The organism is Luteibacter sp. 329MFSha (assembly GCF_900111665.1).
Lineage (GTDB): Bacteria > Pseudomonadota > Gammaproteobacteria > Xanthomonadales > Rhodanobacteraceae > Luteibacter.
Genome location: NZ_FOJE01000006.1, coordinates 1 through 16854 on the forward strand (window position 1 = coordinate 1; position 16854 = coordinate 16854).

At 64.2% G+C, this 16854-nt stretch carries 12 protein-coding genes, 1 tRNA gene and 1 pseudogene; all 14 read right to left on the reverse strand.

The genetic code is table 11. The features are described 5' to 3' along the window. The coding region (tuf, locus tag BMW54_RS18240; protein WP_090059095.1) for an elongation factor Tu at nucleotides 1–926 on the reverse strand (926 nt) is incomplete at its 3' end. Between the two features lie 50 nt (nucleotides 927–976). After that, nucleotides 977–3106, reverse strand: a complete 2130-nt coding sequence (gene fusA, locus BMW54_RS18245) for an elongation factor G (RefSeq protein ID WP_090059097.1) — start codon at nucleotides 3104–3106, stop codon at nucleotides 977–979. Between the two features lie 26 nt (nucleotides 3107–3132). After that, nucleotides 3133–3600: a 30S ribosomal protein S7 gene (gene rpsG / locus BMW54_RS18250; protein ID WP_090059100.1), complete on the reverse strand. Its 468-nt coding sequence runs from the start codon at nucleotides 3598–3600 to the stop codon at nucleotides 3133–3135. A 16-nt stretch (nucleotides 3601–3616) separates the two neighbouring features. Then, complete coding sequence (gene rpsL / locus BMW54_RS18255; protein ID WP_036115505.1) at nucleotides 3617–3991, reverse strand: 30S ribosomal protein S12; 375 nt, start codon at nucleotides 3989–3991, stop codon at nucleotides 3617–3619. 174 nt (nucleotides 3992–4165) lie between these two features. Further along, nucleotides 4166–8377 carry a DNA-directed RNA polymerase subunit beta' gene (gene rpoC, locus BMW54_RS18260; protein ID WP_090059102.1) on the reverse strand — a complete coding sequence of 1404 codons (4212 nt, stop codon included), beginning with the start codon at nucleotides 8375–8377 and terminating at the stop codon, nucleotides 4166–4168. A gap of 25 nt (nucleotides 8378–8402) precedes the next feature. Continuing rightward, nucleotides 8403–12572, reverse strand: coding sequence for a DNA-directed RNA polymerase subunit beta (gene rpoB, locus BMW54_RS18265; protein WP_090059104.1), 4170 nt, complete (start codon nucleotides 12570–12572; stop codon nucleotides 8403–8405). Between the two features lie 246 nt (nucleotides 12573–12818). Next, complete coding sequence (rplL, locus tag BMW54_RS18270) at nucleotides 12819–13190, reverse strand: 50S ribosomal protein L7/L12 (RefSeq protein ID WP_090059106.1); 372 nt, start codon at nucleotides 13188–13190, stop codon at nucleotides 12819–12821. Between the two features lie 46 nt (nucleotides 13191–13236). Then, complete coding sequence (gene rplJ / locus BMW54_RS18275) at nucleotides 13237–13761, reverse strand: 50S ribosomal protein L10 (protein WP_090059109.1); 525 nt, start codon at nucleotides 13759–13761, stop codon at nucleotides 13237–13239. Between the two features lie 340 nt (nucleotides 13762–14101). Then, nucleotides 14102–14809, reverse strand: a complete 708-nt coding sequence (rplA, locus tag BMW54_RS18280) for a 50S ribosomal protein L1 (RefSeq protein ID WP_090059111.1) — start codon at nucleotides 14807–14809, stop codon at nucleotides 14102–14104. Nucleotides 14810–14812: 3 nt separating this feature from the next. Then, entirely contained in the window at nucleotides 14813–15241 is a 429-nt protein-coding gene (gene rplK, locus BMW54_RS18285; RefSeq protein WP_045829444.1) for a 50S ribosomal protein L11, read from the reverse strand. A gap of 202 nt (nucleotides 15242–15443) precedes the next feature. Next, nucleotides 15444–16004 carry a transcription termination/antitermination protein NusG gene (gene nusG, locus BMW54_RS18290; RefSeq protein WP_090059113.1) on the reverse strand — a complete coding sequence of 187 codons (561 nt, stop codon included), beginning with the start codon at nucleotides 16002–16004 and terminating at the stop codon, nucleotides 15444–15446. 8 nt (nucleotides 16005–16012) lie between these two features. After that, nucleotides 16013–16408, reverse strand: a complete 396-nt coding sequence (gene secE / locus BMW54_RS18295) for a preprotein translocase subunit SecE (RefSeq protein WP_090059115.1) — start codon at nucleotides 16406–16408, stop codon at nucleotides 16013–16015. Between the two features lie 13 nt (nucleotides 16409–16421). Beyond that, a tRNA-Trp gene (locus BMW54_RS18300) sits at nucleotides 16422–16497 on the reverse strand. A 93-nt stretch (nucleotides 16498–16590) separates the two neighbouring features. After that, nucleotides 16591–16854: pseudogene (tuf, locus tag BMW54_RS18305) on the reverse strand (elongation factor Tu); the annotation flags it as partial.

The window sequence follows — 16854 nt, forward strand, 5'->3', positions numbered from 1 at the left end:
CCCTCGAACTGCGTGTGCGGCGTCACCGAACCCGGCTTGGCCAGCACCTGGCCACGCTCGACGTCTTCACGCTTCAGACCGCGGACCAGCACGCCGACGTTGTCACCGGCCTGACCCTGATCCAGCAGCTTGCGGAACATTTCCACGCCCGTCACCGTCGTGCTCTGGGTGTCCTTCAGGCCAACCACTTCGGCCGCGTCACCCACCTTGACGATGCCGCGCTCGACGCGACCGGTCAGCACCGTGCCGCGACCCGAGATCGAGAACACGTCTTCGACCGGCAGCAGGAACGGCTTGTCGATGTCGCGCTCCGGCTCCGGGATCCAGCTGTCGAGCGCGTCGACCAGCTTGATGATCGCCGGCACGCCGATGTCCGACTGGTCGCCGTCCAGCGCCAGACGCGCCGAACCCGCGATGATCGGGGTGTCGTCGCCCGGGAACTCGTACTTCGACAGCAGCTCGCGCACTTCCATCTCGACCAGCTCGAGCAGCTCGGCGTCGTCCACCATGTCGGCCTTGTTCAGGAACACGACGATGTACGGCACGCCGACCTGACGCGACAGCAGGATGTGCTCGCGCGTCTGCGGCATCGGGCCGTCAGCGGCCGAGCAGACCAGGATCGCGCCGTCCATCTGCGCCGCACCCGTGATCATGTTCTTGACGTAGTCGGCGTGGCCCGGGCAATCGACGTGACCGTAGTGACGGGTCGGCGATTCGTATTCCACGTGCGCGGTCGAGATCGTGATGCCGCGCGCCTTCTCTTCCGGCGCCGCGTCGATCGAACCGTAGTCCTTGAACTCGCCGCCGAAGCGCTCGGCGCCGATCTTCGTGAGCGCTGCCGTGAGCGTGGTCTTGCCGTGATCGACGTGACCGATGGTGCCGACGTTGACGTGCGGCTTCTTACGCTCGAACTTACCCTTTGCCATGACCTGAAACCTCTGAAAGAACGTTGTGTGTTTTGAAGAAGAAGCCCTTATCAGGACTTCTTCATGACCTCGTCGGCGATATTCTTCGGCGCCGGCTCGTAGTGGTCGAATTCCATCGTGAACGTGGCGCGACCCTGCGTCTGCGAACGGAGCGACGTGGCGTAGCCGAACATCTCACCGAGCGGAATCATCGCGTTGACGGTCTTGCCCGACGGCGTCTCTTCCTGACCGGTCAGCATGCCGCGACGACGCGAGATATCGCCCATCACGTCACCGACGTAGTCTTCCGGCGTCACGACCTCGACCTTCATGATCGGCTCGAGCAGCACCGGCTGCGCCTTCGCGAAGCCCTGCTTGAACGCCATCGACGCGGCGAGCTTGAACGCCATTTCGGACGAGTCGACGTCGTGGTACGAACCGAAGACGAGCTTGACCTTCGTGTTCACGACCGGGAAGCCGGCGAGCGGACCCGAGGTGATCGTCTCGCGGAGGCCCTTTTCGACCGACGGGATGAATTCCTTCGGAATCACGCCGCCCGTGATGTCGTTGATGAACAGGAAGTCGTCCTTGATCTGCGCGGCGAGCTTCTCGTCGGCACGATCGGCGTCGGTGATCGGGGAGAGCTCGATCACGACGTGACCGTACTGACCCTTACCACCCGACTGCTTGGCGTGCTTGTAGTCCGACTTGACGTCCGACGCCTGGATCGTTTCGCGGTACGCCACCTGCGGCTTGCCGACGTTGGCCTCGACGTTGAACTCGCGACGCATGCGGTCCACCAGGATGTCCAGGTGGAGCTCGCCCATGCCCGAGATGATCGTCTGGCCCGACTCTTCGTCCGTGCGGACGCGGAACGACGGATCTTCCGCGGCCAGACGGCCGAGGGCGATACCCATCTTTTCCTGGTCCGACTTCGTCTTCGGCTCGACCGCCATCGAGATCACCGGCTCCGGGAACGACATGCGCTCGAGGGTGATGATGTGGTCCTGCGCGCACAGCGTGTCACCGGTCGTGACGTCCTTCAGGCCGACCGCCGCGGCGATGTCGCCGGCGCGGACTTCCTTCAGTTCGTGACGCTCGTTGGCGTGCATCTGCAGGATGCGGCCGATGCGCTCCTTCTTCGACTTGACCGGGTTGTACACCTGGTCACCGGCGTTCAGCGTGCCCGAATAGACACGGAAGAACGTCAGCGCGCCGACGAACGGATCGGTCATGATCTTGAACGCGAGCGCCGAGAACGGAGCGTCGTCCTTGGCCGGACGGGTATCCGGCTGCTCGTCTTCGTTGACGCCTTCGACCGGCGGACGATCGATCGGCGACGGCAGCAGGTTCACCACCGCGTCGAGCATCGCCTGGACGCCCTTGTTCTTGAACGCCGTGCCGCAGAAGACCGGAATAATCTCGCTCTTCAGCGTGCGCAGGCGCAGGCCTTCGATGATCTCGGCCTCGGTCAGCTCTTCGCCGCCCAGGTACTTGTCCATCATCTCTTCCGTGGCTTCCGCCGCGGCTTCGATCATGGCCGTACGATCTTCTTCGGCCTTGGCCTGGAGTTCCGCCGGGATGTCGACGTATTCGAACTTCATGCCCTGGGACTCCATGTCCCACTTGATGGCCTTCATCTTGAGGAGATCGACGACGCCTTCGAAGTTGTCTTCGGCGCCGATCGGCACCTGCATCGGCACCGGGTTGGCGGCGAGACGCGACTTCAGCTGGTCGACGACCTTGTAGAAGTTCGCACCCGTGCGGTCCATCTTGTTGACGAACGCGAGGCGCGGAACCTTGTACCGGTTGGCCTGACGCCACACGGTTTCCGACTGCGGCTGCACGCCACCCACGGCGCAGAGCACGAACACCGCACCGTCGAGCACGCGGAGCGAGCGCTCCACTTCGATGGTGAAGTCGACGTGTCCCGGGGTGTCGATGATGTTGAAGCGGTGCTCGGGCAGCGAACGGTCCATGCCCTTCCAGAACGCCGTGGTGGCGGCGGAAGTGATGGTGATACCGCGCTCCTGCTCCTGCTCCATCCAGTCCATCGTCGCGGCACCGTCATGCACCTCGCCAATCTTGTGACTGACGCCGGTGTAGAACAGGATGCGCTCCGTGGTCGTGGTCTTACCGGCATCGATGTGAGCCATGATGCCGAAATTGCGGTAGCGCTCGATGGGCGTAGTGCGTGCCACGGTCTTTCCTCAATCTGAAGCTGTAATTACCAGCGGTAATGCGAGAAGGCCTTGTTGGCCTCCGCCATGCGGTGCGTTTCTTCGCGCTTCTTGACAGCGCCGCCACGGGATTCCGAGGCTTCGAGCAGTTCGGCGGCCAGCTTGCGCGGCATGGACGTCTCGCCGCGCTTGCGCGCCGCGTCAATCACCCAGCGCATGGCAAGCGCCATACGACGGCCCGGACGGACTTCGACCGGCACCTGGTACGTGGCACCGCCGACGCGGCGGGACTTCACCTCGACGGCCGGGGCGATGTTGCCCAGGGCCTTCTCGACGAGCTGCACCGGCTCGGCGTTCTTCTCGCCGATGTGCTGCAGCGCACCGTAGACGATCGCTTCGGCGACGGACTTCTTGCCGGACTTCATCACCATGTTGATGAAGCGGGCGATCAGCTGGCTTCCGTGCTTCGGGTCCGGGAGGACCACACGGGCGGGATGGGAACCTTTACGCGACATAATTCTTGTCCTCTACTCAGCTCTTCGGGCGCTTGGCGCCGTACTTCGAGCGCGACTTGCGACGCTTGGTCACGCCGGCGCAGTCGAGACTGCCGCGAACCGTGTGGTAACGCACACCCGGGAGATCCTTGACGCGACCGCCACGGATCAGGACCACCGAGTGCTCCTGAAGATTGTGACCTTCGCCACCGATGTAGCTGATGACTTCGAAACCGTTGGTGAGGCGCACCTTGGCAACCTTACGCAGCGCCGAGTTCGGCTTCTTCGGGGTGGTCGTATAAACGCGCGTGCAGACCCCGCGGCGCTGCGGGCTGCTCTGCAGGGCCGGCGAGGCGCTCTTGTACGCCTTCGGGCTGCGGGATTTGCGCACCAACTGGTTGACTGTCGTCATGCGAAGCTATTCCTGAGAAACATAAAGGCAGACCGAAAGATCGGTCCGCCAGAGAAACTGTTGTTGACGTGCGCCGCCCGCGAAGCGGACTGGCGCCCATCGTCCCTGAATCCGAACACGAGGCGCCTCCATGCGCCTCATTTCGTATGTACGAGCAAAACCCGTATACGGGCCTTACTCGGCGCTATCGTTGGACCCGGCGGGTGCCTCTTCGAACGTGACGACCGGTGCCGAACCCGAGAGGGTTTCGAGCTCCGAGGCCGTCAGGCCGCCCTGGCTACGACGCGCAGCGTGGTAAGCCAGACCCGTACCCGCAGGGATTAGCCGCCCAACAATAACATTTTCCTTCAGGCCACGCAACGTGTCGCGGGTGCCACGGACCGCCGCCTCGGTGAGGACGCGGGTGGTCTCCTGGAACGAAGCCGCCGAGATGAACGACTCGGTGGCCAGCGACGCCTTGGTGATGCCCAGCAGGACCGATTCGAACTCGGCACGACGCTCGCCCCGGGCTTCGGCGCGATCGTTCTCCTCGTTGATCCGGACGCGCTCGACCTGTTCGCCGCGCAGGTACGTGCTGTCCCCCGCCTCGGTGATCTCGACCTTGCGCAGCATCTGGCGAATGATCGCTTCGATGTGCTTGTCGTTGATCTTCACGCCCTGCAGGCGGTAGACGTCCTGGATTTCCTTGACCAGGTACGACGCCAGCGGCTCGACACCCAGCAGGCGCAGGATGTCGTGCGGATTCGGCTCGCCGTCGACGACCGTCTCGCCCTTCTCCACGTGCTCGCCTTCGAACACGATGACCTGACGCCACTTGGGAATCAGCTCCTCGTGCTCGTTGCCGTCCACGTCCTTGATGATCAGGCGCTGCTTGCCCTTGGTGTCCTTGCCGAAGCTGACGATGCCCGAACGCTCCGCGAGGATCGCCGGCTCCTTCGGCTTGCGGGCTTCGAACAGGTCGGCGACGCGCGGAAGACCACCGGTGATGTCGCGGGTCTTCGACGTTTCCTGCGGGATACGGGCGACGACGTCACCCACGCCCACTTCGGCGCCGTTCTGGATCGAGACGATCGCGCCAGCCGGCAGGAAGTACTGAGCCGCGATGTCGGTACCCGGCAGCTTGAGCTCGCGGCCCTTGCTGTCTTCCAGGCGGACGATCGGGCGCAGGTCCTTCGCCTGCGTGCCGCGACGCTTCGGATCCGTGACCACCGCCGACTCGAGGCCGGTCAGTTCGTCCGTCTGCGACTGGACGGTCACGCCATCGATGAAGTCGATGAAGCGGACCACACCGGCCACTTCCGTGACGATCGGGTGGGTGTGCGGATCCCAGTTCGCGACGGTCTGGCCGGCCTTGACCGGGTCGCCGTCCTTCACCGTGATCGTCGCACCGTAAGGCACCTTGTAACGCTCGCGCTCGCGACCGTTGGCATCGATGACGCTCACTTCGCCCGAACGCGAGACGGCGACCAGGTGACCCTGGCTGTGCTCGACCGACTTCAGGTTGTTGAACTTCAGCGCGCCCGTGGTGCGGACCGTGACGTTGTCGACCGCCGCCGCTCGCGATGCCGCACCACCGATGTGGAACGTACGCATCGTCAGCTGGGTACCCGGCTCGCCGATCGACTGAGCGGCGACCACACCCACGGCCTCGCCCATGTTGACCAGGTGACCGCGAGCGAGGTCGCGGCCGTAGCACAGGGCGCAAACGCCGTGGCTGGCACGGCAGGTGATCGGCGAACGGACCTTGATCAGCTGCACGCCGGCCTTGTCGAGCTTGTCGACCAGCGACTCGTCGAGCAGCGTGTCGCGCGTGACGATCGCCTGATCGTCGTCGCCCGGGGCGTAGACGTCTTCGACGACCACGCGGCCGAGCACGCGCTCGCGCAGCGGCTCGACCACGTCGCCGCCTTCCACGATCGGGGACATCAGGATGCCGTCTTCCGTGCCGCAATCGTGCTCGGTGATGACGACGTCCTGCGCCACGTCGACGAGACGACGGGTCAGGTAACCGGAGTTCGCGGTCTTCAGCGCGGTATCCGCGAGGCCCTTACGGGCACCGTGGGTCGAGTTGAAGTACTGCAGGACGTTCAGGCCTTCGCGGAAGTTCGCCTTGATGGGCGTCTCGATGATCGAGCCGTCCGGACGGGCCATCAGGCCGCGCATACCCGCCAGCTGACGAATCTGGGCCGCGCTACCACGCGCGCCCGAGTCCGCCATGATGTAAAGCGAGTTCATGGACTTCTGGTTGACCGTGTTGCCTTCCTGGTCCTGCACCTTCTCCGTGCCGATACCGTCGATCATCGCCTTGGCGACGAGTTCGTTGGTACGCGACCAGATGTCGACCACCTTGTTGTAGCGCTCGCCGGCCGTGACGAGACCCGACTGGTACTGCTCCTGGATCTCGACGACTTCCTTCTCGGCTTCCTCGAGGATGCCCTTCTTCTCGCCCGGGATCTTCATGTCGTCGATGCCGATCGAGATGCCGGCGCGCGTCGCGAAACGGAAGCCGGTGTACATCAGCTTGTCCGCGAACACGACCGATTCCTTCAGACCGAGGAGACGGTAGCTCTGGTTGATCAGGCGCGAGATGTTCTTCTTGGTCAGCTCGGTGTTGACCAGCGCGAACGGCAGGCCTTCCGGGATGATCTCGGCGAGCAGCGCACGACCCACCGTGGTGTCCACGAGGGCCAGGCGCTCGACGCGCTCGCCATCGACGGTTTCCACGGTGCGCACGCGCACCTTGACCTTGGCGTGCAGCTCGACGGCGCGGTTGTCGTACGCACGGCGCACTTCGCCGACGTTCGCGAACACCATGCCGGCGCCCTTCGCGTTGATCAGCTCGCGCGTCATGTAGTACAGGCCGAGCACGACGTCCTGCGACGGCACGATGATCGGCTCGCCGTTCGCCGGCGACAGGATGTTGTTCGACGACATCATCAGGGCGCGGGCTTCCAGCTGCGCCTCGATCGACAGCGGCACGTGGACGGCCATCTGGTCACCGTCGAAGTCGGCGTTGAACGCCGTGCAGACGAGCGGATGCAGCTGGATCGCCTTGCCTTCGATCAGCACCGGCTCGAACGCCTGGATACCCAGACGGTGCAGGGTCGGCGCGCGGTTGAGCATGACCGGATGCTCGCGGATGACTTCCTCGAGGATGTCCCACACCTGGGCTTCCTCGCGCTCGACGAGCTTCTTCGCGGCCTTGATGGTCGTGGCTTCGCCACGAGCCTGCAGCTTCGCGAAGATGAAGGGCTTGAACAGCTCGAGCGCCATCTTCTTCGGCAGGCCGCACTGGTGCAGGCGCAGCGTCGGGCCGACCACGATGACCGAACGGCCCGAGTAGTCGACGCGCTTGCCGAGCAGGTTCTGACGGAAGCGACCCTGCTTGCCCTTGATCATGTCCGCGAGCGACTTCAGCGCGCGCTTGTTCGTGCCGGTGATGGCACGGCCGCGGCGGCCGTTGTCGAGCAGCGCGTCGACCGACTCCTGCAGCATGCGCTTCTCGTTGCGCACGATGATGTCGGGCGCGGCGAGCTCGAGCAGGCGCTTGAGGCGGTTGTTGCGGTTGATGACGCGGCGGTACAGGTCGTTGAGATCCGACGTCGCGAAACGGCCGCCGTCCAGCGGGACGAGCGGACGCAGGTCGGGCGGCAGCACCGGCAGGACGGTGAGCACCATCCATTCCGGCTTGTTGCCCGACTCGAGGAACGCCTCGATCAGCTTCACGCGCTTGGTGAGGCGCTTGAGCTTGGTCTCGGAATTCGTCGACGCGATCTCTTCCTTCAGGCGAATGACTTCGCCCGGGAGGTCGAGGCTCTTGAGCAGTTCGTAGACGGCCTCGGCACCCATGCGGGCGTCGAACTCGTCGCCGTGCTCTTCGGTCGCTTCCAGGTACTGGTCTTCGCTGAGCAGCTGGCCGCGCTCAAGCGCGGTCAGGCCCGGATCGATCACGACGAAGGCTTCGAAGTACAGGATGCGCTCGATGTCACGCAGCGTCATGTCCAGCATGAGGCCGATGCGCGACGGCAGCGACTTCAGGAACCAGATGTGCGCCGTCGGGCTGGCGAGCTCGATGTGGCCCATGCGCTCGCGACGGACCTTGGCCAGCGTGACCTCGGTGCCGCACTTCTCGCAGACGACGCCGCGATGCTTCATGCGCTTGTACTTGCCGCACAGGCATTCGTAGTCCTTGATGGGACCGAAAATGGCCGCGCAGAACAGACCGTCACGCTCGGGCTTGAACGTGCGGTAGTTGATGGTTTCCGGCTTCTTCACTTCGCCGTACGACCACGACCGGATCAGCTCCGGCGAAGCCAGAGCGATCTTGATCGCGTCGAAGTCCAGCGTCTGTCGCTGCTGGTTGAACAGATTGAGCAGGTCTTTCATGCGTAATCTCCGGTAGCCGCGACGATCACTTGATCTCTTCGAGTTCGATGTCGATACCGAGCGAGCGGATTTCCTTCACGAGCACGTTGAAGGACTCCGGCATGCCTGCGGCCATTTCGTGGTTGCCGTCCACAATGTTCTTGTACATCTGGTTGCGACCCTGCACGTCGTCCGACTTGACGGTCAGCATTTCCTGCAGGGTGTACGCCGCGCCGTAGGCTTCCAGCGCCCAGACTTCCATTTCGCCGAAGCGCTGGCCGCCGAACTGCGCCTTGCCGCCCAGCGGCTGCTGGGTGACGAGCGAGTACGGACCGGTCGAACGCGCGTGCATCTTGTCGTCGACGAGGTGGTTCAGCTTCAGCATGTGCATGTAGCCGACGGTGACCGGGCGATCGAACGCCTCGCCGGTGCGGCCGTCGTACAGCGTGGTCTGGCCCGACTCGGGCAGGCCCGCCAGCTTCAGCATGTGCTTGATCTCGGTTTCCTCGGCGCCGTCGAACACCGGCGTCGCCATCGGCACGCCGTCGCGCAGGTTGTCGGCCAGCTGGACGATCTCGGCGTCCGACATCGACTTGAGGTCGACGTGGCGCACCGCGCCTTCCGCACCGGCGTTGCCGTGGTTGTAGACCTCGTCGAGGAACTCGCGCAGCTTCGCGGGCTTCTCGTTCGCCTCGATCATGGCCGAGATCTTGTGACCCAGACCCTTCGCCGCCCAGCCGAGGTGAACCTCGAGGATCTGGCCGATGTTCATACGCGAAGGCACGCCCAGCGGGTTCAGGCAGATGTCGACCGGACGACCGTCGGCGGAGAACGGCATGTCCTCGACCGGCACGATCATCGACACGACACCCTTGTTGCCGTGGCGGCCGGCCATCTTGTCGCCCGGCTGGATGCGGCGCTTAACGGCCAGGTAGACCTTGACCATCTTGAGCACGCCCGGAGCGAGGTCGTCGCCCTGGGTGATCTTGCCCTGCTTCTCCTTGAAGCGCTTGTCGAAGGCCTCGCGATGACGCTTGACCTGGTCGGCCGCGCGCTCGAGGAACTCCGAGACTTCCTCTTCCTTGACGTTGATCTTGAACCAGTCGTCCTTCTTCAGCGTGTCGAGGTACGCGTCGTCGATGACCGTGCCACGCTTCAGGCCGCCCGGGCCGCTCATCGCGGACTTGCCGACGAGCTGGGCGCGCATGCGCGCGTAGATCGCACCTTCGAGGATGCGGAACTGGTCGTCGAGATCCTTGCGGATACGCTTCAGCTCGGTCTCTTCGATCTGCTTGGCGCGCTTGTCCTTCTCGATGCCGTCGCGGGTGAAGACCTGCACGTCGATGACGTTGCCGTCCATGCCCGGGGGCACGCGCAGCGAGCTGTCCTTCACGTCCGAGGCCTTCTCGCCGAAGATCGCGCGGAGCAGCTTCTCTTCCGGCGTGAGCTGGCTCTCGCCCTTCGGCGTGACCTTGCCCACGAGAATGTCGCCGGCCTTCACTTCCGCACCGATGTACACGATGCCGGACTCGTCGAGACGGGCGAGCGCCTGCTCGCCGACGTTCGGGATGTCGGCCGTGATTTCCTCGGCGCCGAGCTTCGTGTCGCGGGCGATGCAGGTCATCTCCTCGATGTGGATCGAGGTGTAGCGATCTTCCTGGACCACGCGCTCGGAGATCAGGATCGAGTCTTCGAAGTTGTAGCCGTTCCACGGCATGAACGCGACGAGCATGTTCTGGCCGAGCGCGAGCTCGCCGAGGTCGGTCGAGGAACCGTCCGCCAGCGTGTCGCCCACCGCCACCACGTCACCGACGTTCACCAGCGGACGCTGGTTGAGGTTGGTGTTCTGGTTGGAGCGGGTGTACTTCGTCAGCGTGTAGATATCCACGCCGGCGTCGTTCTCGTCCACTTCCGCTTCGTTCACGCGCACGACGATACGGGCGGCATCGACCTGGTCGATGACACCGCCGCGCTTGGCGGACACGGTGACGCCCGAGTCGCGCGCCACGGCGCGCTCGATGCCCGTGCCGACGAGCGGCTTCTGGCTGCGCAGGGTCGGGACGGCCTGGCGCTGCATGTTCGCGCCCATCAGCGCGCGGTTCGCGTCATCGTGCTCGAGGAACGGCACGAGCGCCGCCGCGACCGACACGGTCTGCATCGGCGAGACGTCCATGTAGTTGATCTCGGACGACGGACGCAGCTCCGACTCGCCGCGGAAGCGGCACGACACGAAGTCTTCCAGGAACTTGCCGTCCTTCGACAGGGGCGAGTTCGCCTGGGCGATCACGTGGTCGCCTTCCTCGATCGCGGAGAGGTAATCGACCTTGTCGGTCACCTTGCCGTTCTCGACCTTGCGGTACGGCGTCTCGAGGAAGCCGTAGGTGTTGGTGCGCGCGTAGACGGCGAGCGAGTTGATCAGGCCGATGTTCGGGCCTTCCGGCGTTTCGATCGTGCAGACGCGGCCGTAGTGGGTCGGGTGGACGTCGCGGACTTCGAAGCCGGCGCGCTCGCGCGTCAGACCGCCCGGTCCGAGCGCCGACACGCGGCGCTTGTGGGTCACTTCGGACAGCGGGTTGTTCTGGTCCATGAACTGCGAGAGCTGCGACGAACCGAAGAACTCCTTCACCGCCGCCGCGACCGGCTTGGCGTTGATCAGTTCCTGCGGGGTCAGGCCCTCGGACTCGGCCAGCGACAGACGCTCGCGAACCGCGCGCTCGACGCGGACGAGACCGATGCGGAAGGTGTTCTCCGCCATTTCGCCGACCGAACGCACGCGGCGGTTACCGAGATGGTCGATATCGTCGACCGTGCCGGTGCCGTTGCGGATGTCGATCAGGACGCGCAGCACGTCGAGGATGTCCGACGTCTCGCCCTGCTCGGCGACCAGACGCTGGCTCTCCTCTTCCTTGCGCTCCGCGAAGTACTTGTAGTCGTACAGCACGCCCGGACCGATGACGTCCTTGCGGCCGACGCGACGGTTGAACTTCATGCGGCCGACGGCCGAGAGGTCGTAACGGTCGAACGTGAAGAACAGGTTGAAGAACAGGTTCTGCGCGGCGTCCTTGGTCGGCGGCTCGCCCGGACGCATCATCCGGTAGATTTCGACCAGGGCCTCGAGCTGCGTGCGCGTGTTGTCGATGCGCAGCGTGTTCGAGATGTACGCGCCACGATCGAGGTCGTTGACGTACAGCGTCGGCACGGTCTCGATACCGCCCTTGCGCAGGCGCTCGAGGTGCTCGGCGGTCAGCTCGTCGTTGGCCGCGGCGATGATCTCGCCGGTGTCCTTGTCGATCATGTCGATCGCGACGATGCGGCCGACCGGATAGTCTTCCGGCACTTCGAGCGTCGTGATCTTCTCGTTCGCCAGCTGGCGGACGTGGCGCGCGGTGATGCGCTTGCCGGCTTCGACCAGCACCTTGCCGTCGACCACGAGGTCGAACGAGAGGGTTTCACCACGCAGGCGCTCGGCGACGAGATCGAGCGTGACGGTGCCCTTCTTGCCGAGGTGGAAGACGTTGTGCTCGAAGAAGATGCTGAGCATCTCTTCGTTCGTGTAGCCGAGCGCGCGCAGCAGCACGGTCACCGGCAGCTTGCGGCGACGGTCGATACGCGTGAACAGGGCGTCCTTCGGGTCGAACTCGAAGTCGAGCCACGAACCACGGTAAGGAATGACGCGCGCGGAGAAGAGCAGCTTGCCCGAGCTGTGCGTCTTGCCGCGGTCGTGATCGAAGAACACGCCCGGCGAACGGTGCAGCTGCGAGACGATGACGCGCTCGGTGCCGTTGATGATGAAGGTGCCGGTGTCGGTCATGAGCGGGATCTCGCCCATGTAGACCTCCTGCTCCTTGACGTACTTCACGGCCTTCTTCGAGGCCGGGCTGTCCTTGTCGTAGATGACCAGGCGGACGGTCGTGCGCAGCGGCGCGCCGAACGTCATGCCGCGGTTGCGGCACTCGCGCTCGTCGAACGCCGGCTCGCCGAGCCGGTAATCCACGTATTCGAGGGCAGCGTTGCCGGAGTAGCTGGAAATCGGGAACACCGACTTCAGGGCGGCGTGCAGGCCCTTGTCTTCACGCTGCTTGGAGTTGACCTGCTCCTGCAGGAATTCCTTGTACGAGTCGGTCTGGATCGTCAGCAGGTTGGGCACGCCCAGCACGGGCGGACGCTTGCCGAAATCCTTACGGATGCGCTTCTTCTCGGTAAACGAGTAGGTCATGGTGGGTACCGCCTCGGTTCTCAGTGGCGCCGGCGATGCACGCGCCGGCTAAATGGTGAATCGAAAATCGGAGATCGGGATTCGAACCGCGGAGCCCGTCGAGGCGCTCTCGAATCGCGATGTCCCATTTCCGACGGAACGGACATGGAACGTGGAACATGGCCTTCGGGAACGGCCAAAGCCCGGGGACTTACGCCCCCGGGCTCACTTGACGCTATGTCGAACAACCGGCGCGCAAGGCGCCGATTACTTCAGTTCGACCGTGGCGCCCGCAGCTTCGAGATCCTTCTTGAACTTGTCGGCATCTTCCTTCGAAGCCGCTTCCTTCACGACGCCGCCGGCCTCGGTGAGGTCCTTGGCTTCCTTCAGGCCCAGGCCCGTGATGGCGCGGACGGCCTTGATCACGTCGACCTTCTTGTCGCCAGCGGACTTCAGGATGACGTCGAATTCGGTCTGCGCTTCGGCAGCCGGGCCAGCAGCGGCCGGGCCAGCGACGGCGACCGGAGCGGCGGCCGAGACGCCGAAGGTGTCTTCGATCGACTTCACCAGCTCCATGATTTCCATCAGGGACTTGGCCTTGATGGCTTCGACGATCTGTTCGGTGGTCAGGGTGGACATTGTTTCTTACCTTCTGAAATAGGGTCGTATGGAAATAGGTCGACGATCAGGCTTCAGCGGGGGCTTCGGCGGCGACTTCGCCACCACCCTGCTTCTCGCCAACAGCCTTGACAGCGCGCGCGAACATCGTGACCGGCTCGTTGAGGACGCGAGCCAGCATGGCCAGCGCTTCCTGACGGGTCGGCAGCGAGGCAAGCACGTCGACGTGGGCGGCCGGAAGGAGCTTGCCTTCCACGGACACGACCTTCGTCTTGAGCTTGTCGTTGGTCTTCGCGAATTCCTTGATCAGGCGGCCAGCGGCGCCCGGTTCCTCGGTCGAGAACGCATAGAGCAGCGGACCGACGAGAGCGTCCTTGACGATCTCGAATTCGGTACCGGCCACGGCGCGTGCGGCGAGGGTGTTCTTGACGACTTTCAGGAACACGCCCGTTTCACGAGCCTTCTTGCGCATCTCGGTCATCTGGGAGACCGTGGTGCCCGCGTATTCGGCGGCGACCAAGGAGTGAGCCTTCGCGGCGACTTCTGCCAGCTCGGCGACTACTTCTTGCTTCTGGGACAGATTGAGAGCCATTGCACTCCTCCAATTGAACTCCGCTCACGACTCCTGCCGCTTGCGGTCCTGGGCGACATCGTCCTGACGTCGGGGACGGGAACGTCCCGGGTGGTGGCCTTTCCAGATTCGAAACGAATTCCAGAAGGGGCTGCACCATCTACGCAGGCTGGATCGATGAAGGCATCCGATTAAGCGAACCCGCTGCCGACGACGGCGTTTCCATGCCAACACGAGCTCCCTGCTCGTCGCCGTCGCGCGCTGCTCGCGCCTACGGTCTTTGACGGCTGCCCCGACATTTCAACCGGGGCTGCCCTCAAAAACGTGCCCTCGCCGGACTTGCCGGCGAGGGTCGTAACACTTACTTGGCCGAGGTGTTCACGGTCGAGGTATCGACCGGCACGCCCACGCCCATGGTGCTCGACAGCGAGACCTTCTGGATGTACTGACCCTTCGCGGCGGCCGGCTTGGCCTTCAGCAGATCGGAGATCAGCGCATTCAGGTTGTCCGCCAGCTGGGCGGCTTCGAAGCTCGCCTTGCCGATGGTGGCGTGGATGATGCCGCCCTTGTCGTTACGGAACTTGACCTGGCCGGCCTTCGCGTTCTTGACGGCCGTGACGACGTCGGCGGTGACCGAGCCATCCTTCGGGTTCGGCATCAGGCCACGAGGACCGAGCACCTGACCGAGCTTACCGACGACGCGCATGGCGTCCGGCGTCGCGATGACGCGGCCGTAGTTCAGATCGCCAGCGGCCATCTTCTCGGCGAGGTCGTCCATACCGACGGCGTCGGCGCCCGCCGCGAGAGCGGCGTCAGCCTTCTCGCCGGCCGGCACGAACACGGCGACGCGGACGGTCTTGCCGGTGCCGTGCGGCAGCAGCGACGAACCGCGGACGCCCTGGTCGGACTTCTTCGCGTCGATGCCCAGACGGACGGACACGTCGACCGACTCGGCGAACTTCGCCTTGGCGTTGTCCTTGACGATCTTCAGCGCTTCGTCGAGACCATAGGTCTTGCCGGGCTGGACGGCGGCCGAGGCGGCCTTCATACGCTTGGTGAGCTTTGCCATGTCTTAACCCTCCACCACCAGACCCATGGAACGCGCGCTGCCGGCGATCGTACGCACGGCGGCATCGAGATCGGCAGCCGTGAGATCCGGCTCCTTCTGCTTCGCGATTTCCTCGAGCTGGGCGCGGGTGACCTTGCCCACCTTGTCGGTGTTCGGCTTCTGCGAGCCCTTGGCCACGCCCGTGATCTTCTTGAGGAGGATCGAGGCCGGCGGGGTCTTCGTGATGAAGGTGAAGGTACGGTCCGAGTAGGCCGTGATCACGACCGGGATCGGAAGACCCGGCTCGAGCTTCTGCGTGGCGGCATTGAACGCCTTGCAGAACTCCATGATGTTCAGGCCGCGCTGACCGAGCGCCGGACCGACCGGCGGCGAGGGGTTGGCCTGACCGGCCTTCACCTGCAACTTGATGTAACCAATGACTTTCTTTGCCATGTATGTTTCCTCGCGAGTGCTGTCGCCTTGCGGCTCCTCGCTGTAGACCGTCCCTGGGGGTGGTGGATCCGCGCCTGCGGACCCCTTAAACACGGACACGCCGGAGCACAAAGCTCCAGCGTGAACCGGGCATTATAGGCTCCTCACACGGTCTATGCAAACCCCGTGCCGGGAGGGGTCGGCCGGGGCCGACCGGGGTGTCTTACGCCTTCTCCACCTGGCCGAATTCGAGCTCGACCGGGGTGGAACGACCGAAGATGAGCACCGCGACGCGCAGGCGGCTCTTCTCGTAATTGACTTCTTCGACGACGCCGTTGAAGTCGTTGAACGGACCATCGGTGACGCGGACCATCTCGCCTGGCTCGAAGAGAACCTTCGGACGCGGCTTCTCGACACCTTCGCGGACGCGGCTCAGGATGGCATCGGCCTCGCTGTCGCGGATCGGGTGCGGACGGTCGGCGGTGCCGCCGATGAACCCCATGACCTTCGGGGTTTCCTTGACCAGGTGCCAGCACTCGTCGTCGATACGCGGGGTCTTGCCGCTCGTATCGGTTTCGATCTGGACCAGGACGTAACCGGGGAAGAACTTGCGCTCGCTGCGGCGCTTCTGGCCACCGCGCATTTCGATGACTTCCTCGGTCGGAACCAGGATTTCGCCGAACTTCTCTTCCATGCCCTCGCGCTTGACGCGCTCGTCGAGGGCCTTGCGAACCTGCTGTTCGAACCCGGAATAGGCGTGAACCACGTACCAGCGCTTGCTCATGCCTTACCTCAATGTCCGAGCTTCAGCAGCCAATCGAGCACGACCGTCTTCAACAACCAGTCGATGAGCCCCATCAGCAGCGAAAGGATGATGACGACCACGATGATGACACCGGTCGTCTTCAGGGTTTCGTCGCGCGACGGCCAGACGACCTTGCGCAATTCGAACTGCGATTCGGCGATGAAGCCACGCAGACGACGGCCGGGCGCGGTGAAGGCACCGATCGCCATGGCGGCCGCGACAGCCACGATAACGCCGACCACGCGCGCGAACGACGGCACGCTGGGGTTATCGCTGAAATAGTAGAAACCGACGATGCCTGCGGCGAGCACGACCAGCGCAAGCGCCAGCTTGCCGATATCGGCCGGGCCCAGACCCTTGGCTTCTTGTGCCTTCGTATTCATGCGCACTCAGGAGTGGCACGCCAGGAGGGACTCGAACCCCCAACCTGCGGTTTTGGAGACCGCTGCTCTGCCAATTGAGCTACTGGCGTACAGGTGAAACAGTGGAACCGCGAGAGCGGGCGACCGATGGCCGACCCGCCTCGCGACCGGGTGCCGGCCCCGAAGGACCGGCATCGCTTGTCTTACTTGATGATCTTCGACACCACGCCGGCGCCGACGGTGCGACCGCCTTCGCGGATCGCGAAGCGCAGACCTTCGTCCATCGCGATCGGGAAACCGAGCTCGACCGTGATCTTCACGTTGTCGCCCGGCATCACCATCTCGGTGCCTTCCGGCAGCTTGATCGAACCGGTCACGTCCGTCGTGCGGAAGTAGAACTGCGGACGGTAGTTGCTGAAGAACGGCGTGTGACGGCCACCCTCGTCCTTCGACAGGATGTACACCTC